This window comes from Kosakonia sp. MUSA4 (genome assembly GCF_013085925.1).
GTDB lineage: Bacteria > Pseudomonadota > Gammaproteobacteria > Enterobacterales > Enterobacteriaceae > Kosakonia > Kosakonia sacchari_B.
This window is the reverse complement of the sequence record NZ_CP025697.1, coordinates 5,445,715-5,463,983: the sequence shown is the minus strand read 5'-3', so window position 1 is coordinate 5,463,983 and position 18,269 is coordinate 5,445,715. Positions and strand designations below refer to the sequence as shown.

Sequence of the window (18,269 nt, the reverse complement as noted above, 5' to 3'; positions counted from 1 at the left end):
TAGTTATCCCCCTCCATCAGGCAGTTTCCCAGACATTACTCACCCGTCCGCCACTCGTCACCCGAGAGCAAGCTCTCTGTGCTACCGTCCGACTTGCATGTGTTAGGCCTGCCGCCAGCGTTCAATCTGAGCCATGATCAAACTCTTCAATTTAAAGTTTGATGCTCATCGAATTAAACTTCGTAATGAATTACGTGTTCACCCGTGAGACTTGGTATTCATTTTTCGTCCGAGGACGTTAAGAATCCATGTCACCTGAGTGCCCACACAGATTGTCTGATAAATTGTTAAAGAGCAGTGCCGCTGTGTTTTCGCTGCGGCGCGGGGTGTGCATATTACGCTTTCCCGCCGTGAAGTCAACTGATTATTTTCGGTTTTCTTCACCTGACAGGCCGGTGTGTTTGCCGTTGTGCCGTGTCAGTGGAGGCGCATTATAGGGAGATAATTCCGGCTGACAACCCCTAATTTGAAAAAAGTTTTCAACCGTGTCTTTTTTCAACAAAACGCGGCAAAAAGCGTCATGAATTGCTGATTTTGCTGTTTTTGCCACCACTGACAGATATCGAATGGCATACTAGCAAGTGATACAAAGAAAAAAGGAAGTGAGAAATGCCTTTAAACGCACAGCAGCTTGCCGCGCAGAAAAACATCTCCTGGGTGCTAGCAGAGAAACTGGCGCAACAGATCCTGAAAGGTGAATATGCTCCGGGCTCGATTTTACCGGGTGAGATGGAACTGGGCGAGAAGTTTGGCGTCAGCCGCACCGCAGTCAGAGAAGCGGTAAAGACATTAACCGCAAAAGGGATGGTCTTGCCTCGCCCGCGTATTGGTACCCGGGTAATGCCCCGCGACAACTGGAACTTCCTTGATAAAGAATTGTTGTTCTGGTGGATGCACGAGGATAACTTCAAGGAAATCATTCAGCACTTCCTTATTATGCGCAGCAGCCTTGAGCCTCAGGCTTGCCTGCTTGCAGCAACACTCGCCAGCGCAGAACAAAAAGCGTATCTCAATACCTTAATGGAAGAGATGGTTAGCCTGAAAAAAGACTTTAACCGCGAACGCTGGATTGAAGTGGATATGGCCTGGCATGAACACATTTACGCGATGAGTGATAATCCCTTCCTTATCTCTTTCTCTTCGCTCTTTCACTCGATTTACCACACCTACTTTACCTCTATCACGCAAAACGAAGTGATCAAACTCGACCTTCATCAGGCGATAGTGGACGCCATTCAGGAAAGCGACGGTGAGAGCGCATTCCGGGCGAGCCAGTTATTACTGAATACGCCTAATTAACGGGAACTGGTATGACAGAGAAGAAAGCGCGCAGTATGGCCGGCCTGCCATGGATCGCAGCAATGGCTTTTTTTATGCAGGCACTGGATGCCACCATTCTTAACACAGCCCTACCCGCAATAGCACAGAGCCTTGGTCGTTCCCCGCTGGCGATGCAATCCACCATCATTAGTTACACGCTGACCGTAGCAATGTTGATCCCAATGAGCGGCTGGCTGGCAGACCGTTTTGGCACGCGTCGGGTATTTATGCTGGCGGTTAGCCTGTTTACTCTTGGTTCTCTGGCGTGCGCGCTTTCCAACTCACTGTCGATGCTGGTTGTATTCCGTGTCATTCAGGGGATTGGCGGTGCGATGATGATGCCGGTAGCCCGTCTGGCATTACTACGCGCATATCCGCGCAGTGAACTGCTGCCGGTCCTGAACTTCGTCACCATGCCCGGGCTTGTCGGGCCGATTCTTGGCCCGGTATTGGGCGGCGTACTGGTTACCTGGGCAAGCTGGCACTGGATCTTTTTGATTAATATCCCGATTGGTATCGCTGGTCTGTTCTATGCGCGGAAATATATGCCGAACTTCACCACGCCACGGCGAAGTTTCGATATGGGGGGCTTTTTTCTTTTTGGTTTAAGCCTTGTACTGTTTTCCAGCGGCATGGAGTTATTTGGAGAGAAGCTGGTCGCCAGCTGGATTGCTTTCGCGATTATCCTCAGCGGCCTCGGTTTGCTGTGGGCTTACGTCCGCCACGCGCGCCGCCATCCAGCTCCACTGATATCACTCAATCTGTTTAACACCCGCACCTTTTCCGTCGGCATTGCCGGGAACATTGCTTCCCGCCTGGGGACGGGTTGCGTACCGTTTTTGATGCCGCTGATGTTGCAGGTCGGTTTTGGGTATCCCGCGCTGATTGCTGGTTGCATGATGGCGCCCACCGCGCTGGGCTCTATCCTGGCAAAATCCACGGTCACACAGATATTGCGCTGGTTCGGTTATCGCAAGACGCTGGTTGGCATTACGCTGTTTATTGGTTTGATGATTGCCCAGTTCGCTCTGCAAACGCCGGCGATGGCAGTATGGATGCTGGTGCTGCCGCTGTTCATCCTGGGGATGGCGATGTCCACCCAGTTTACCTCGATGAATACCATTACTCTGGCGGACTTAACCGATGAAAACGCCAGCAGCGGCAATAGTGTCCTGGCGGTCACGCAACAGTTATCGATAAGCCTGGGGGTCGCGGTCAGCGCCGCGGTACTGCGTTTCTATGAAGGGTTCGATAGCATTAATACCGTGGAGCAGTTCCACTACACCTTTATTACCATGGGCGCTATTACGCTGCTCTCCGCGCTGGTCTTTATGCTGCTGAAAGCGAAAGATGGCCGCAACCTGATCAAAGAGCGCCACAAAAAATCAGGCTGAACCACGCACCATCAGAATCGGCGTGAGCTGCAACCGCTGTTGCTGCAAACCCGGTTCAGCAATACGGTGGATGAGCACATCAATTGCCAGCTCACCCAGTTCATCTTTTGGTTGATGAATAGTGGTGAGCGGCGGAGTCATATAGCGCGCCAGTTCTATATCGTCATAACCGACAATCGCCATATCTTGCGGGATCTTCAACCCGGCCTGATACAAAGCCTGGTATGCGCCAACAGCCATCGCATCGTTGCCGATAAATACCGCCTGCGGGCGTTCGCTCATCGCCAGTAATGCCTGCATAGCGTCAAAACCGCCGCCGAATTCAAAGTCGCTCTCGATTTCATCGCCTTCACGGATGGTTAACCCGGCACGCATCATCGCTTCGCGATACCCCTCCAGACGCAAACGCGCAGGCGTTTTGTCCAGCGGCCCGGTGATACAGGCTATACGCGTGAATCCTTTATTGATCAGATACTGCGTTGCCATATCACCACCCAGCAAAGAGTTATCCTGAATCAGATCGCTATCACCGTTAAACGGCGCCCAGTCCATCATTACGGTCGGTATAGAAGGATAGCGCTGCATGATCTCTTGCGAAGGCTGATGGGTCTCGGTGCACAGTAGCAGCAACCCGTCGACACGCTTCTGCATCAGCGTTTCCAGATTACTGTTCATCCGCTGTTCATCGCCTTCGGTATTGCACAACACCAGGCTGTAACCGCGCTCAAAACAGCTACGCTCCACACCGCGTACCAGCTCGGAATAAAAGGGGTTAGTACTGGCAGTTATCAGCATGCCGATGGTGCGGGTCTGATTGATTTTCAGGCTCCGCGCCAGCGCGGAAGGGGCATAGTTCAGCGTTTTGATCGCTGTTTCCACCTTCTCCCGAACAGCATCACTGACAAAGCGATCTTTGTTAATTACGTGGGATACCGTTGAGGTGGAAACGCCCGCCGCGCGGGCAACATCCTTCATGGTGGCCAAGTTTCACCCCTGCTGAGAGAGAAAATCATCAATCTCTTTGCGCCACGGAACAGAAGGTTGCGCGCCTTTACGCGTGACGGCAATCGCCGCTGCTGCATGAGCAAAACGGATCGCTTCATCCAGCGTTTTATCTTCCAGCAATGCCGTCAACAGCGCGCCGTTGAAGGTATCGCCAGCGGCAATGGTATCAATGGCTTTCACTTTAAAGCCGGGAACGCGTTTACCTTCACCATTAACACTTGCCCATACGCCACGGCTGCCAAGGGTAATAATTACCGTCTTGATGCCTTTGGCATGCAGCGCCTGCGCGGCACGCGCGGCGTCTTCATCGCTGTCAACGCGAACACCGGTCAGTTTTTCCGCTTCGGTTTCATTTGGCGTGATGATGTCCACCAGCGCCAGCAGTTCATCGGAGAGTTCCCGCGCCGGAGCAGGGTTAAGCGCTACGGTCGTGTGGTTCTGCTGCGCGATGCGCGCGGCAGCCAGCACGCTTTCTACCGGCGACTCCAATTGCATCAGCAACGCCGATGCGTTCGCAATCAGCGCATGCTGCGCTTCTACGCGTTCAATCGAGAGCGCCGCATTCGCTCCCGCATGAATACCGATGACATTCTCACCTTCGCCATTAACAAAAATCAGCGCCACGCCGGTGGATTCCCCTGCAACAACGCTTACTGGCGCCACATCAATATGATCGCTTTCCAGTTGCTTACGAACGCGAGCGCCCGTGTCGTCATCGCCCGTGCAAGCGATAAAAGCGATATCGGCGCCGCTACGCCCGGCGGCAACCGCCTGGTTTGCGCCTTTACCACCGAAAGCCACCTGATACTGACTGCCGGTGACGGTTTCGCCCGGCGTCGGGAAAGATTCAAGGTTAAGAATGTGATCGGCATTGATACTACCAAGGACGACGAGTTTGCCTGCGGTTTTCATGATGAGCTTGTCCATAAAGTGCGCCACCGTTCCCGGTGGCGCGTGCCATGCTTTTCTTTATTTTTACGTTGTCCCCAGTCGGCAGGTTCAAGCCCACCGACTGAACTGCTTATTACTGCTTGATGACCAGTTTCAGGTCAACCGGGTTTTTCGCGTAGACTTTTTCGCCTTTCAGCACTTTGTCTGCGGTATCAACACCTTTCGCGCCAATCTGCTCCGGCAACTGAGCAATCGTTGCTGCCAGTTTGCCGTCATTGACGGCTTTTACACCGTCTGGCGTACCGTCAAAACCCACCACCATCACGTCGGTTTTACCGGCAGTTTGCAGCGCACGCAGCGCACCCAGCGCCATTTCATCGTTCTGGGCAAAGACTGCCTGAACGTCCGGGTGAGCCGTCAGCAGGTTCTGCATGACGTTCAGGCCTTTAGTACGATCGAAGTCTGCCGGCTGGCTGGCCAGCACGTTAAATTTATGTGCGGCAACGGCCTGCTGGAAACCTTCGCCACGTTCACGTGCAGCAGAAGTCCCGGCGATACCCGCCAGTTCGATAACTTTCGCGCCTTCACCCGCTTTTTTAGCGATGTAGTCGCCAGCAATTTTGCCGCCGAGCACGTTATCAGAGGCAATGTGGCTGACCACTTCACCACTGCTTGCTACGCGGTCGAGGGTAATTACCGGGATTTTTGCCTGGTTAGCCATTTTGATCGCGTTGCCGACAGCATCGGAGTCTGTCGGGTTAATCAGCAGCAGTTTGGTACCGCGAACGGTCAGATCCTGCACGTTGGCCAGCTCTTTGGCCGGGTTGTTCTGCGAATCCAGGACAACCAGGTCATACCCCAGTTTATCCGCCTCTTTCTGTGCGCCATCCTTCAGGGAGACGAAGAACGGGTTGTTCAGCGTGGAAATCACCAGAGCAATAGAGTCTTTCGCCATCGCGTTTGCGCTAATGGTGGCGCTCAGTGCAACAGCAGAAACCAGAGTGGCCAGTTTTTTCATGTTCATATTCACGAGTCCTGTTGTGTAGGTAATTACTGCTTTTTGTTGTCTACCAGCACCGCGAGCAGAATCACCACTGCTTTAACGATCATCTGGTAATAGGAGGAAACGCTCAACAAATTCAATCCATTATTGAGGAAGCCCAGAATCAATGCGCCGATCAACGTCCCAACAATGCGACCTTTACCGCCAGCCAGACTGGTTCCGCCCAATACCACCGCAGCAATAGCATCCAGTTCATAACCGGCCCCCGCAGTAGGCTGTGCAGAAGAGAGACGCGCCACTTCAATAATGCCCGCCAGTGAAGCCAGCAGGCCGCACAGCGAGTAGACGATAATTTTCACTTTATCGACGGAGATGCCGGACAAGCGCGTCGCCGCTTCGTTACCGCCCAGCGCATAGATATAGCGGCCCAGGCGGGTTTGATGCAATAAATACCAGGCGGCGATAAAGACCACAGCCATCAGCCACACTGGCGTCGGGATCCCGAGCGGGCGGCCAATACCAAACCAGCCAAAAATATCTGCGTTAGCGGTAAATCCGGTATTGATTGGGCTGCCATTGGTGTAAACCAGCGTTACGCCGCGCAGCAGCAACATCATTACCAGCGTAGCGATAAACGCCTGCACGCGGCCTTTCGCGACAATCACCCCGGTAACGGCGCCGATCGCCGCCCCCAGCGCCAGCGCACCAGCAACGGCCACCAGCGCATTCACTTCCACGCCAATCATCGAGGCCGCAACCGCGCCGGTGAGTGCCAGCAGGGAACCGACGGACAGATCAATTCCCGAGGTCAGGATAACCAGCGTCATCCCCACCGCCATAATGGCGTTCACCGAGGTTTGTTGCAGGATGTTCAGCAGGTTATTGACGGTAAAAAAGTTCGGACTCATTGTCGAAACAATCGCAATCAGCACCAGCAAAGCAATTAACGATTTTTGTTCCATTAGCCATGCTTTGCTGAAATAACGGCGACCAGAAACAGCCTGGGTAGTCATCTTTTTTACTCCTGATTCACACGATTAAGCTTGCCCACAGCGGCAGCCATCAACACTTCCTGAGTGGCCTGCTCGCGCGTGAATTCACCGCCGAGATGCCCTTCATGCATCACCATAATGCGATCGCTCATTCCCAGCACTTCCGGCATTTCAGAGGAGACCAGGATGATGCTCAGCCCGTCAGCCTTGAACTGGTTAATAAGCTGATAAATCTCTTTTTTCGCCCCAACATCGACGCCGCGCGTCGGTTCGTCGAGGATCAGCACTTTTGGCCGCGTCATCAAACCACGGGCAATCGCCACTTTTTGCTGATTACCGCCGGAGAGCAAACCAATTGCCTGCTCCATTGATGGTGTTTTCACATTGAACAGACGGATAAAATCATTCACCGCCTGCTGTTCATCTTTATGTTTCAGCGAACCGCCCGCGCGGCTGAAGTAACGCAGCGCCGTCAGCGACATATTCTCTTTCACTGACATGCCGAGCACTAAGCCGTCACGCTTACGGTCTTCTGAAATATAGACGATGCCGTTCGCCAGCCCGTCCTGCGGAGAGCGGGTGAGCACTTCATGACCGTCGAGTGTCACATAACCGCTGGTGCGCGGCAGTGCGCCATACAGCACTTTCATCAGTTCGGTGCGGCCAGCGCCCATCAACCCGGCGACGCCAAGGATCTCGCCTTTGCGCAGGGTGAAACTGACGTTTTCCACGCCAGGACCACACAGATTATCGACGGTAAGACGCACTTCGCCCGGCGCCTGATCCAGCCGCGGGTATTGGTCTTCCAGCTTGCGGCCTACCATCATTTCGATCAGCGTATCTTCGGTGAGCGTCGCCACTTCACGCTCGGCGATAAATTGCCCGTCACGGAAAACCGTCACGTCATCGCAAATCTCGAAGATCTCTTTCATACGGTGGGAGATATAGACAATGCCGCGCCCCTGCGATTTCAGCTCGCGGATCACGCGGAACAGCGATTCGGTTTCGGTGTCCGTCAGGGCGTCGGTGGGTTCATCCATAATGATGACCTGCGATTCGTAGCTCATCACTTTGGCGATTTCGACCATCTGTTGATCGCCGATGGAGAGTTCCCCTACCAGCCGATCGCTCTTAAAGCGCAGATTCAGTTTGGCCAGCAGCTTGTCGGCATCAGCAAACATCTTTTTCCAGTCGATTTTGCCGAAGCGATTAACGAACTCACGCCCGAGAAAAATATTCTCAGCAATGGTGAGCTGCGGGATCAGGTTCAATTCCTGGTGGATAATGCCGATACCAGCTTCCTGCGATGATTTTGGGCCGTTAAAGGTGGTCTCTTTTCCCAGCCACAGCAGCGAACCGGCGTCACGGGTATAGATGCCCGTAAGCACTTTCATCATCGTGGATTTACCGGCACCATTTTCGCCCACCAGCGCCATCACACGGCCAGGATAGACATTCAGCGCCGCGCCGGAAAGCGCTTTAACGCCGGGGAATGCTTTATCGATCCCCTTGAGTTGCAGTAACGCGTCCATGATGGCCTCAGAAAGTGACGCCAGCACAGAGAATGATATTCGCAAACGGGGAACACTCCCCGCTGCGAATCACCGCATGACTGTCCGCGGTGTGTTTTTTAAACTGCTCGTGCGTAACGTACCGCACTTCTATGGTGTTTCCCTGGTGTTGTTGCAGTTGCTCAAGAGACTTAAGCAACGTTTCGTGGAGCTGCGGATTATGTTGTTTGATTTCCTGCGCCAGGATAGCGGATTCAACCTGCATTTCGGCTGTCACCACATCCAGCACCTGCATAAAGGACGGTACGCCCTGCGTTAGCGCCATATCAATGCGTTGCGTATTACGCGGCACCGGCAACCCGGCATCACATACCACCAGCGTATCGGTATGACCAAGACGAGAGATAACTGACGAAATGTCAGCGTTCAATACACGACCTTTTTTCATTTTTTATGCTCCACTAGCGAAACGTTTCGCTGAACGCAGTGTAGTACAAAGAATAATCTTATAACTATGTCTCAGTTACAGAAGTGTGATCGATATCGAAACGTTTCGCGTCCGAATGTGATGAAAAAAACAGCTTGATTAGCTTAAATGAAATTCACAGACATAAATAACAAAAAACCCCTCATAAAGAGGGGTTTTAAGACGTTAAATTTCAACCTGCGTTCCCAACTCGATAACCCGGTTTGGCGGGATCTCAAACTGGTCCGGCGCGCGCAGCGCGTTGCGCTGCAATACCAGGTAGAGTTTGCCGCGCAGCCGCAAATACCATGGTCGTTTACCGAGGATCAACGACTCATGCGACATAAAGAAGGAAGTTTCCATCATCCGGCAATTGAGCCCTTCCAGACCGCAGCGATGGAACACCTCTTCAACGTTCGGCGTTTCGCGCCAGCCGTAACTGGCCACCACGCGCCAGAAAGTTGGCGATAACTGTTCAATTTGTACCCGACGCACATTGTGGACGTAAGGCGCATCTTCAGTACGCAGCGTCAACAGGATCACGCGTTCATGCAGCACCTTGTTGTGCTTCAGGTTATGCATCATGGCAAATGGAATGACATTCAGCGCGCGGGACATGTACACCGCCGTACCGGGCACACGAACCGGCGGCGATTTCTCCAGCGACGCAATCATCGCCTCCAGAGAGTTGCCATGTTCGTGCATGCGGCGCAGCAGGCGGAACCGTTCACTTTTCCAGGTGGTCATCACCAGGAACATCACCATGCCGAGCGTTAACGGCAGCCAGCCACCGGAAACGATTTTATCGAGGTTCGCCGAGAACAGCGGTACATCGATACTCAGTAAGAAGATCAGAATCAGCCCCACCAGCACTTTATTCCAGTGCCAGTTTTTGCGTGCCACGGTCGTGGAAAGAATGGAGGTCAGCACCATCGTCCCGGTAACGGCAATACCGTAAGCCGCCGCCAGATTGCTGGAGTGTTCAAAGCTGACAATCACCAGCACTACTGCAAAATAGAGTAGCCAGTTAATGAACGGAATATAGATTTGCCCGGATTCCATCTCCGAGGTATGGATAATACGCATCGGCGCCAGATAGCCCAGACGCACCGCCTGGCGAGTCAGGGAGAAGACGCCTGAAATAACCGCCTGCGACGCAATGACCGTCGCCAGCGTGGCAATAATCAACATTGGGATCAGCGCCCACTCAGGCGCCAGCAGGAAGAAGGGGTTCTTAATCGCTTCCGGCGTTTTCAGCAATAATGCGCCCTGGCCAAAATAATTCAGCGCCAGCGACGGCAGCACCACAATAAACCACGCCATGCGAATAGGCAGCTTACCGAAGTGCCCCATATCCGCATACAGCGCCTCGACACCGGTGATTGATAGCACCACGGCGCCAAGCGCAACAAAAGAGACAGTCTTGTATTCAAGGAAGAAATTCACCGCCCAAAGCGGATTCAGCGCCTGCAACACTTCGGGATTTTCGATAATACCGCGCGCGCCGAGTACGGCCAGTATCAGAAACCACGCCAGCATGATCGGTGCAAACAGTTTCCCCACCAGCCCGGTACCGTGCTTCTGAATCATAAACAGCAGGGTTAAAACGATAATCGACAGCGGCACAATCCAGCTATCGAGCGAAGGCGCGACAATCTCCAGCCCCTCTATCGCCGACATCACCGAGATCGCGGGGGTAATAACCACCTCACCATAGAAGAAGCTGCCGCCAATCAATCCCATGATCACCAGCACCGAAGTCATTCTGGCCGACGTGTTGCGACCGGCCAGCGACATCAGCGTCAGAATACCGCCTTCACCAGCGTTATCCGCACGCATGACGAACATCAGATACTTAATGGAGACCACAAAAACCAGCAGCCAGAAGATCAGTGACAAAAAGCCGAAGACGGCATCGCGCTCAACACCAAAGCCAAACTGACCAGACAAACATTCACGAAGTGTATAAAGTGGGCTGGTGCCAATATCACCGTAGACAACCCCAATTGCCGCAAGAGTGACAGCGGGTAACGATTGTTTATTATCAGTGCTCATAGACTAATCTTTTGTTTGAATGACAAATGTGTGCTTAGTCCCTTGGCCCACAAAAAGCGCACAGTATGCACGATTATTTGCAAAATCGTACCCCTAAATGCGGCCACATTAATCTGGCGCAATGAAAATAAAGCCGTTCTTCAGTCTATTACAAGCCCTTTCGGAAACGTCTATACTCGCTTTTGCAAGCCGGATATCACGGCGAAAGGACGCAAATCTATTATGGCTCACTCACATTTATTAGCAGAAAGAATTTCCCGCTTAAGCAGCGCGCTGGAAAAAGGACTCTTTGAGCGTAGCCACGCTATCCGGTTATGCCTGCTGGCTGCGCTGAGCGGCGAGAGCGTATTTCTTCTTGGCCCGCCAGGCATTGCGAAAAGCCTGATCGCTCGTCGCCTGAAATTCGCCTTTAAACATGCCCGCGCCTTTGAATACCTGATGACGCGCTTCTCCACGCCGGAAGAGGTTTTTGGTCCGCTCTCCATTCAGGCGTTAAAAGATGAAGGGCGCTATGAGCGCCTGACTGACGGTTATCTTCCGGAAGCAGAAATCGTGTTTCTGGATGAGATCTGGAAAGCCGGCCCGGCGATCCTCAACACCCTGCTCACCGCCATTAACGAACGTCGCTTCCGTAACGGCGCGAGCGAAGAGAAGATCCCGATGCGTTTGCTGGTGGCCGCCTCGAACGAGCTGCCGGAAGCCGACAGCAGCCTCGAAGCGCTGTATGATCGCATGTTGATCCGCCTGTGGCTCGACAAAGTGCAGGAGAAGGGGAATTTCCGCTCCATGCTGATCAGCCAGCAGGACGAGAACGAAAATCCGGTGCCCGCCGAGTTGCAAATCACCGACGAGGAATATCAGCGCTGGCAACAGGAGATTGGGCTGGTCAAACTGCCCGATCCGGTATTTGAGCTGATCTATACGCTGCGCCAGCAGCTCGATGCCTTACCGAATGCGCCGTATGTTTCCGATCGCCGCTGGAAAAAAGCTATCCGCTTATTACAGTCCAGCGCCTTTTTCAGCGGGCGTGATACGGTTGCGCCCATTGATTTGATCCTGCTGAAAGATTGCCTGTGGCACGATGCCGAAAGCCTGCGTTTGCTGCAGCAGCAACTGGATATTTTGATGACCGGGCACGCGTGGCAGCAACAATCGATGCTGACACAGCTCACCAGTATCAATCAGCGCCATATGCAGCTTCAGCAGCAACAAAGCGACAAAACCGCGCTGAAAGTCAGCCGCCAGGGCGGTATGTTCAGCCGCCGTCCGCACTATGATTTGCCCGAAGGCCTGAACGAATCGCTGTTGACGTTACTGCTACAGCAGCCGTTGAAACTGCACGATTTACAGGTGATTCACGTCACCATTGAGCGCAACGCGCTTGAGCAGTGGCTGGCGAAAGGCGGTGAAATCCGCGGCAAACTTAACGGTATCGGTTTTGCGCAACCGTTAAACCTTGAGGTTGATACCTCGCTTCATCTGGTGATCCGCGATGTCAGTTTGCAGGGATCGCGTCTTGCGCTGCCTGGCGCCACTACCGAAAATGTCCCGGAAGAGATCGCCCAACAACTGGAAGCGCTGGATAACACCTGGCACCAGCAGCACAGCCGTTTTAGCGAGCAGCAAAAATGCCTGTTCGTCTCTGGCGACTGGTTAGGTCGCATTGAAGCCAGCCTGCAGGACGTTCGCGCGCAGATCCAACAGGCGCGTCAATGCTAACGCTGGAAACACTGAATGTGATGCTCACTATCAGCGAAGAGACGCTGGTGGAAGAGCTCATCGTTCTGCTGCTGGCTTCTCCGCAGCTGGCGCTGTTTTTTGAAAAATTCCCGCGCTTAAAACATGCGATCACGGAAGATGTTCCCCGCTGGCGCGAAGCGCTAAAAAAGCATCTGAAAGAGACCGCTGTCCCGCCGGAACTGGCGGAAGAAGTGCTGAGTTACCAGCAAAGCCAGCTACTCTCAACATCGCAATTTATCGTGCAGTTACCGCAGATCCTGGCATTACTGGAAAAGCTGCATTCGCCTTTTGCCGCCCAGGCCCGACAAATGGTAACGGATAACCCACAGTTCACACCCGCTTTGCATACCCTCTTTTTACAGCGCTGGCGTCTGAGCCTCGTCGTGCAAACCACGACCTTTAATCAGCAACTGCTGGAAGAGGAACGCGAGCAGTTGCTGAGTGAGGTGCAGGAGCGCATGACGCTGAGCGGGCAACTGGAACCGGTGCTGGTCGAAAATGAGAACGCCGCCGGACGCTTGTGGGATATGAGCGCCGGTCAGCTTAAACGCGGCGACTACCAGCTGATCATCAAATACGGTGATTTCCTGAAAGAGCAGCCGGAGCTTCAGCAACTGGCGGAGCAGCTTGGCCGCTCGCGGGAGGCGAAATCAGTGCCGCGCAAAGATGCGCCGATGGAAACGTTCCGCACACTGGTGCGTGAACCGGCAACCGTACCGGAACAGGTCGATGGATTGCATCAGAGCGATGATATTTTGCGCCTGTTGCCGCCGGAGCTGGCAACGCTCGGCATTACGGAGCTGGAATATGAGTTTTACCGGCGGCTGGTGGAAAAGCAACTGCTCACTTACCGTCTGCACGGCGATGCCTGGCGGGAAAAGGTGACCGAACGCCCGGTGATCCATCAGGATTTTGATGAACAACCGCGCGGGCCGTTTATCGTCTGCGTTGATACTTCCGGTTCAATGGGCGGGTTTAATGAGCAGTGCGCGAAAGCATTCTGTCTGGCGCTGATGCGTGTGGCGCTGGCGGACAAACGGCGCTGCTTTATTATGCTGTTTTCCAGCGAAGTCGTGCGTTATGAACTGACCAGCGCGCAGGGGCTGGAGCAGGCAATCCGCTTTCTGAGCCAGCGCTTCCGTGGCGGAACCGATCTGGCAAGCTGTTTTCGGGCGATCATTGAACGGATGCAGGGCGGCGAATGGTTTGACGCCGACGCCGTGGTGATCTCGGATTTTATCGCCCAGCGCCTGCCGGACGATATCATCAGCAAAGTGAAAGCGTTGCAGAACGTTCACCAGCACCGCTTCCACGCGGTGGCAATGTCGGTACATGGTAAACCCGGCATCATGCGTATTTTCGATCATATATGGCGCTTTGATACCGGGATGCGCAGCCGCCTGCTGCGACGCTGGCGGCGTTAGAGCAGGCCGGAAACCTGCTCGCGAACCGCTGCGGGCCACACACCGCACTGCACCTGGCCGATATGCGACAGCTGCAACAGCAGCATCGTCAGGCGCGACTGACCAATACCGCCGCCGATGGTTTGCGGCATCTCACCGCGCAGCAGCGCCTGGTGCCATTCCAGTTGCAACCGATCTTCGTCGCCGGTGATCCGCAACTGACGTTTCAACGCCTCCGCATCTACGCGGATCCCCATCGAAGAGAGTTCCAGCGCATCTTCCAGCACCGGGTTCCACACCAGAATATCGCCGTTCAGGCCACTAAAACCGGCTTCAGCAGGCGTGCTCCAGTCATCATAATCCGGTGCGCGCACATCGTGGCGCTTGCCGTCGCTGAGTTTGCCGCCAATCCCCATCAGGAACACCGCCCCCAGCTCTTTCGCAATCGCTTTTTCCCGCCCTTTGGCATCCAGCTCCGGGAAGCGGCTGAGCAGCGTTTCGCTGTGCACAAAATGGATCTGTTCCGGCAGAAACGGTACAAGCCCAAAGGTTTCGCTAACGGCGGCTTCCGTCGCTTTGATCCCGGCCCAAATCGCGTCGACAGTGGATTTCAGCGTTGAAACATGACGTTCGCCATCGCCCAGCACGCGTTCCCAGTCCCACTGATCAACATAAACGGAGTGAATAGCCGAAAGACGGTCTTCATCCGGACGCAGGGCTTTCATATGGGTGTACAAGCCTTCTCCGGCGCTGAAATCATGCTGTCCCAGCGTCAGCCGTTTCCATTTCGCCAGCGAATGCACCACCTCAAAACGGGCATCCGGCAGCGTTTTCACATTAACCTGCACCGCTTTTTCACACCCTGACAGGTTATCCTGCGTGCCATCACCGACGCGACTGAGGATCGGCGCCTGAACTTCAATAAGGCCCAGTTTCTCCTCCAGCTGGCGGGAGAAAAAAGATTTCACGAAGGCAATTTGGCGTTGTTTGGCGATGTAAGCGGTTTTCATTATGTTACTCCTGTCTTTTGTTGCTGATAATTAAGCAACAAAATGCCGTCTCAACTCAATAATCCACAATTAAAAAGGCCTGTACGGTTTTAAATCGATAAAATAAGCAGGTAAAATAGAAATAATCTTTATTCTTCATAAGAAAACCCTATGGAAAATTATCAGATCGATAATCTGGACCGCGGCATCCTCGACGCGTTAATGGCCAATGCGCGCACCGCTTATGCGGAACTGGCCAAACAATTTGGCGTCAGCCCCGGCACTATTCATGTACGTGTAGAAAAGATGAAGCAAGCCGGGATCATCACCGGCGCGCGTATCGATGTCAGCCCGAAACAACTCGGTTACGATGTCTGCTGCTTTATTGGCATCATTTTGAAGAGTGCGAAAGATTACCCTTCAGCGCTGGCCAAGCTGGAAAGTCTGGAAGAAGTGACCGAAGCCTATTACACCACCGGCCACTACAGCATCTTTATAAAAGTGATGTGCCGATCCATTGATGCCCTGCAACAGGTACTTATCAACAAGATCCAAACAATTGATGAAATTCAGTCCACGGAAACATTGATCTCCCTGCAAAACCCTATCATGCGCACGATCCGCCCTTAACGGGGCATTTTCGTCCTTCCTTAATACCCATATTGTCCACAGGTAGATCCCAGACCTTTCACAGCGTACAATACGCCTCACTTTGTCGCCGGATGGCGAATAAACGGAGCGGGGTTTTCATGGCGGATATTACTCTTATTAGCGGCAGCACCCTCGGCGGTGCGGAATATGTGGCGGAACACCTGGCTGAAAAGCTGGAAGATGCCGGTTATAGCACCGAGACGCTGCACGGCCCGCTATTAGAGGATCTTTCTCCGCAGGGCATCTGGCTGGTGATCAGTTCCACCCATGGAGCCGGCGATCTGCCTGAGAACCTGCAACCGTTTTTAGACGATCTACAGGAGCAGAAGCCGGATCTCGCGCAGGTGCGCTTTGGCGCGATCGGCATTGGCAGTCGTGAATATGACACCTTCTGCCAGGCAATCGAGAAGATTGAAGGCGCGTTGAAGGCAAATGGCGCGAAACAGATCGGTGAAACACTGAAGATCAACATTCTCGAACACGATATTCCGGAGGATCCAGCGGAAGAATGGCTGGGATCCTGGAAAAATTTACTCAAGAACGATTAAAGATCGTGCGATCAGTTGTGGATAACTATGCTTAAAAGGCCTTATTAACCGGTAGTTATCCCATGAATAACGCTTGTGTAGTTTTCAGCCTGTGTATAAACAGGCATTCTGATCCCAGCTTATACGGTCCAGGATCACCGATCATTCACAGCTAATGATCCTCTCTAATAAATTGATCTTACAGCGATGATCCGGGTTATCCACAAGACATCGCGATCCTAATAAGAGATCACAATAGAACAGATCTCTCTATATAAAAGATCTTCTTTTTAATACCCAGGATCCGGATCTTTCTCACTGGACTAAAGTTGAGTAGAATCCACGGCCCGGGCTTCAATCCAATTTCTAACCGCTTAGGCGAGGCATACCACCATGTTTTATCCGGATCCTTTTGACGTCATTATCATTGGCGGGGGTCATGCAGGTACTGAGGCCGCGATGGCCGCAGCACGTATGGGTCAACAGACTCTGCTTTTGACACACAATATCGACACGCTGGGGCAGATGAGCTGCAACCCGGCGATCGGCGGTATTGGGAAAGGACACCTGGTAAAAGAAGTGGATGCGCTCGGCGGGCTGATGGCGAAAGCGATCGATCAGGCAGGCATTCAGTTTAGGATACTAAACGCGAGCAAAGGCCCGGCAGTGCGCGCCACCCGTGCGCAGGCAGACCGCGTGCTTTACCGTCAGGCGGTACGCACCGCTCTGGAAAACCAGCCGAACCTGATGATCTTCCAGCAGGCAGTGGAAGATCTGATCGTGGAAAACGATCGCGTCGTTGGCGCAGTCACCCAGATGGGGCTGAAATTCCGCGCCAAAGCCGTGGTGCTGACGGTCGGGACCTTCCTCGACGGTAAAATCCACATCGGCCTTGATAACTACAGCGGTGGCCGCGCTGGCGATCCGCCGTCTATTCCGCTCTCGCGCCGCCTGCGCGAGCTGCCGTTGCGCGTCAGCCGTCTGAAAACCGGTACGCCGCCGCGTATTGATGCCCGTACCATCGACTTCAGCGTTCTGGCGCAGCAGCACGGGGATAACCCGATGCCGGTATTCTCGTTTATGGGCAACGTCGGGCAGCATCCGCGCCAGGTACCGTGTTATGTCACACATACCAATGAAAAAACCCATGACGTGATCCGTAATAACCTCGATCGTAGCCCGATGTACGCTGGCGTGATCGAAGGGATCGGCCCGCGTTACTGCCCGTCGATCGAAGACAAAGTGATGCGCTTTGCCGATCGTAACCAGCATCAGATCTTCCTGGAACCGGAAGGGCTGACCTCCAACGAAATTTATCCGAACGGTATCTCCACCAGCTTGCCGTTCGATGTGCAGATGCAAATCGTCCGTTCCATGCAGGGGATGGAAAACGCGAAGATCGTGCGCCCAGGCTATGCCATTGAGTACGATTTCTTTGACCCGCGCGATTTGAAACCGACGCTGGAAAGCAAATACATCCATGGCCTGTTCTTTGCTGGCCAGATTAACGGTACCACCGGTTACGAAGAGGCTGCTGCGCAAGGTCTGTTGGCCGGTCTGAACGCCGGGCGCTTCTCTGCTGAAAAAGAGGGCTGGGCGCCGCGCCGCGACCAGGCTTATCTCGGTGTGCTGGTGGACGATCTCTGCACGCTCGGCACCAAAGAGCCGTACCGCATGTTCACCTCCCGCGCGGAGTATCGCCTGATGCTGCGTGAAGATAACGCCGACCTGCGACTGACCGAGGCGGGTCGCGAGCTGGGCTTGGTGGACGATGAACGCTGGGCGCGCTTTAACGAGAAGCTGGAAACGATTGAACGTGAACGCCAGCGTCTGAAATCGCAGTGGGTTTCACCGGCATCAGAACATGCTCCGGCGGTAAATGCGCACCTGACTGCACCGCTGTCGCGTGAAGCCAGCGGCGAAGATCTGCTGCGTCGCCCGGAAATGACTTACGAACAACTGGTGCAGTTGACGCCGTTCGCGCCGGGTCTTGATGACCAGCAGGCGGCTGAACAGGTTGAAATCCAGGTGAAATACGAAGGTTACATTGCACGCCAGCAGGATGAGATCGAAAAACAACAGCGCAATGAAAACACGCTGTTGCCGGCATCGCTGGATTATCGTCAGGTGAATGGCCTGTCTAACGAAGTGATCGCCAAACTTAACGATCACAAACCTTCCTCGATCGGTCAGGCATCGCGTATCTCCGGCATCACGCCAGCGGCAATTTCCATTTTGCTGGTGTGGCTGAAAAAACAAGGTATGCTGCGCCGCAGCGCTTAACAACATTGCCCGGCAGCGCTTGCCGGGCCAATTGAACTC

15 protein-coding genes are annotated in these 18,269 nt (G+C 53.7%); 7 read left to right on the top strand and 8 right to left on the bottom strand.

Features of this window, described 5'->3' with window-relative positions; all coding sequences use genetic code 11:
* The first annotated feature begins 609 nt into the window (after positions 1-609).
* Positions 610-1,299: a FadR/GntR family transcriptional regulator gene (locus tag C0557_RS25950; protein WP_074776373.1), complete on the top strand. Its 690-nt coding sequence runs from the start codon at positions 610-612 to the stop codon at positions 1,297-1,299.
* 11 nt (positions 1,300-1,310) lie between these two features.
* Complete coding sequence (gene mdtD, locus C0557_RS25945; protein WP_007369351.1) at positions 1,311-2,714, top strand: multidrug transporter subunit MdtD; 1,404 nt, start codon at positions 1,311-1,313, stop codon at positions 2,712-2,714.
* On the opposite strand, the gene rbsR is transcribed toward mdtD, so the two are convergent.
* From rbsR to kup, 7 genes are all read right to left on the bottom strand, one after another.
* The gene (gene rbsR / locus C0557_RS25940; RefSeq protein WP_208663128.1) at positions 2,706-3,689 is read right to left on the bottom strand and encodes a ribose operon transcriptional repressor RbsR; all 984 of its coding nucleotides are present in this window, start codon (positions 3,687-3,689) and stop codon (positions 2,706-2,708) included. The two genes, mdtD and rbsR, sit on opposite strands and share 9 nt — an antisense overlap.
* 12 nt (positions 3,690-3,701) lie before the next feature.
* On the bottom strand, positions 3,702-4,631 hold the full coding sequence (gene rbsK / locus C0557_RS25935) for a ribokinase (protein ID WP_074776389.1): 930 nt from the start codon (positions 4,629-4,631) through the stop codon (positions 3,702-3,704).
* 112 nt (positions 4,632-4,743) lie between these two features.
* Positions 4,744-5,634, bottom strand: a complete 891-nt coding sequence (gene rbsB, locus C0557_RS25930; protein ID WP_043955975.1) for a ribose ABC transporter substrate-binding protein RbsB — start codon at positions 5,632-5,634, stop codon at positions 4,744-4,746.
* A gap of 26 nt (positions 5,635-5,660) precedes the next feature.
* The gene (gene rbsC, locus C0557_RS25925) at positions 5,661-6,626 is read right to left on the bottom strand and encodes a ribose ABC transporter permease (RefSeq protein ID WP_043955976.1); all 966 of its coding nucleotides are present in this window, start codon (positions 6,624-6,626) and stop codon (positions 5,661-5,663) included.
* 5 nt (positions 6,627-6,631) lie between these two features.
* On the bottom strand, positions 6,632-8,137 hold the full coding sequence (rbsA, locus tag C0557_RS25920; protein WP_208662405.1) for a ribose ABC transporter ATP-binding protein RbsA: 1,506 nt from the start codon (positions 8,135-8,137) through the stop codon (positions 6,632-6,634).
* 7 nt (positions 8,138-8,144) lie between these two features.
* A complete protein-coding gene (rbsD, locus tag C0557_RS25915; protein ID WP_074776370.1) occupies positions 8,145-8,564 on the bottom strand; it encodes a D-ribose pyranase in 420 nt (139 codons plus the stop codon).
* 204 nt (positions 8,565-8,768) lie between these two features.
* Entirely contained in the window at positions 8,769-10,637 is a 1,869-nt protein-coding gene (gene kup, locus C0557_RS25910; RefSeq protein WP_208662403.1) for a low affinity potassium transporter Kup, read from the bottom strand.
* Between the two features lie 222 nt (positions 10,638-10,859).
* Here kup and ravA point away from each other — a divergent pair, with 222 nt between their 5' ends.
* Together ravA and viaA are read left to right on the top strand one after the other, a co-directional pair.
* On the top strand, positions 10,860-12,356 hold the full coding sequence (gene ravA, locus C0557_RS25905; protein WP_208662396.1) for an ATPase RavA: 1,497 nt from the start codon (positions 10,860-10,862) through the stop codon (positions 12,354-12,356).
* On the top strand, positions 12,350-13,801 hold the full coding sequence (gene viaA, locus C0557_RS25900; protein WP_208662395.1) for an ATPase RavA stimulator ViaA: 1,452 nt from the start codon (positions 12,350-12,352) through the stop codon (positions 13,799-13,801). Before ravA ends, viaA begins: the two co-directional genes overlap by 7 nt.
* Here the strand turns inward: viaA and asnA are convergent.
* Entirely contained in the window at positions 13,798-14,790 is a 993-nt protein-coding gene (gene asnA / locus C0557_RS25895) for an aspartate--ammonia ligase (RefSeq protein WP_208662394.1), read from the bottom strand. The two genes, viaA and asnA, sit on opposite strands and share 4 nt — an antisense overlap.
* A gap of 150 nt (positions 14,791-14,940) precedes the next feature.
* On the opposite strand from asnA, the gene asnC reads away from it, so the two are divergent.
* From asnC to mnmG, 3 genes are all read left to right on the top strand, one after another.
* On the top strand, positions 14,941-15,399 hold the full coding sequence (gene asnC / locus C0557_RS25890) for a transcriptional regulator AsnC (RefSeq protein WP_007369362.1): 459 nt from the start codon (positions 14,941-14,943) through the stop codon (positions 15,397-15,399).
* A gap of 119 nt (positions 15,400-15,518) precedes the next feature.
* Positions 15,519-15,968, top strand: coding sequence for an FMN-binding protein MioC (gene mioC, locus C0557_RS25885; protein ID WP_074776365.1), 450 nt, complete (start codon positions 15,519-15,521; stop codon positions 15,966-15,968).
* A 372-nt stretch (positions 15,969-16,340) separates the two neighbouring features.
* Positions 16,341-18,230: a tRNA uridine-5-carboxymethylaminomethyl(34) synthesis enzyme MnmG gene (gene mnmG, locus C0557_RS25880; protein WP_208662393.1), complete on the top strand. Its 1,890-nt coding sequence runs from the start codon at positions 16,341-16,343 to the stop codon at positions 18,228-18,230.
* Positions 18,231-18,269: the final 39 nt, after the last annotated feature.

What these genes read in the sequence shown, in the direction of transcription:
- rbsK (WP_074776389.1), bottom strand. Translation starts at nt 4,631, where the DNA reads ATGAAAACCGCAGGCAAACTCGTCGTCCTTGGTAGTATCAATGCCGAT.
- rbsA (WP_208662405.1), bottom strand. Translation starts at nt 8,137, where the DNA reads ATGGACGCGTTACTGCAACTCAAGGGGATCGATAAAGCATTCCCCGGC.
- viaA (WP_208662395.1), top strand. Translation starts at nt 12,350, where the DNA reads ATGCTAACGCTGGAAACACTGAATGTGATGCTCACTATCAGCGAAGAG.
- C0557_RS25950 (WP_074776373.1), top strand. Translation starts at nt 610, where the DNA reads ATGCCTTTAAACGCACAGCAGCTTGCCGCGCAGAAAAACATCTCCTGG.
- asnC (WP_007369362.1), top strand. Translation starts at nt 14,941, where the DNA reads ATGGAAAATTATCAGATCGATAATCTGGACCGCGGCATCCTCGACGCG.
- rbsR (WP_208663128.1), bottom strand. Translation starts at nt 3,689, where the DNA reads ATGAAGGATGTTGCCCGCGCGGCGGGCGTTTCCACCTCAACGGTATCC.
- mioC (WP_074776365.1), top strand. Translation starts at nt 15,519, where the DNA reads ATGGCGGATATTACTCTTATTAGCGGCAGCACCCTCGGCGGTGCGGAA.
- mdtD (WP_007369351.1), top strand. Translation starts at nt 1,311, where the DNA reads ATGACAGAGAAGAAAGCGCGCAGTATGGCCGGCCTGCCATGGATCGCA.
- rbsD (WP_074776370.1), bottom strand. Translation starts at nt 8,564, where the DNA reads ATGAAAAAAGGTCGTGTATTGAACGCTGACATTTCGTCAGTTATCTCT.
- ravA (WP_208662396.1), top strand. Translation starts at nt 10,860, where the DNA reads ATGGCTCACTCACATTTATTAGCAGAAAGAATTTCCCGCTTAAGCAGC.
- rbsB (WP_043955975.1), bottom strand. Translation starts at nt 5,634, where the DNA reads ATGAACATGAAAAAACTGGCCACTCTGGTTTCTGCTGTTGCACTGAGC.
- mnmG (WP_208662393.1), top strand. Translation starts at nt 16,341, where the DNA reads ATGTTTTATCCGGATCCTTTTGACGTCATTATCATTGGCGGGGGTCAT.
- kup (WP_208662403.1), bottom strand. Translation starts at nt 10,637, where the DNA reads ATGAGCACTGATAATAAACAATCGTTACCCGCTGTCACTCTTGCGGCA.
- rbsC (WP_043955976.1), bottom strand. Translation starts at nt 6,626, where the DNA reads ATGACTACCCAGGCTGTTTCTGGTCGCCGTTATTTCAGCAAAGCATGG.
- asnA (WP_208662394.1), bottom strand. Translation starts at nt 14,790, where the DNA reads ATGAAAACCGCTTACATCGCCAAACAACGCCAAATTGCCTTCGTGAAA.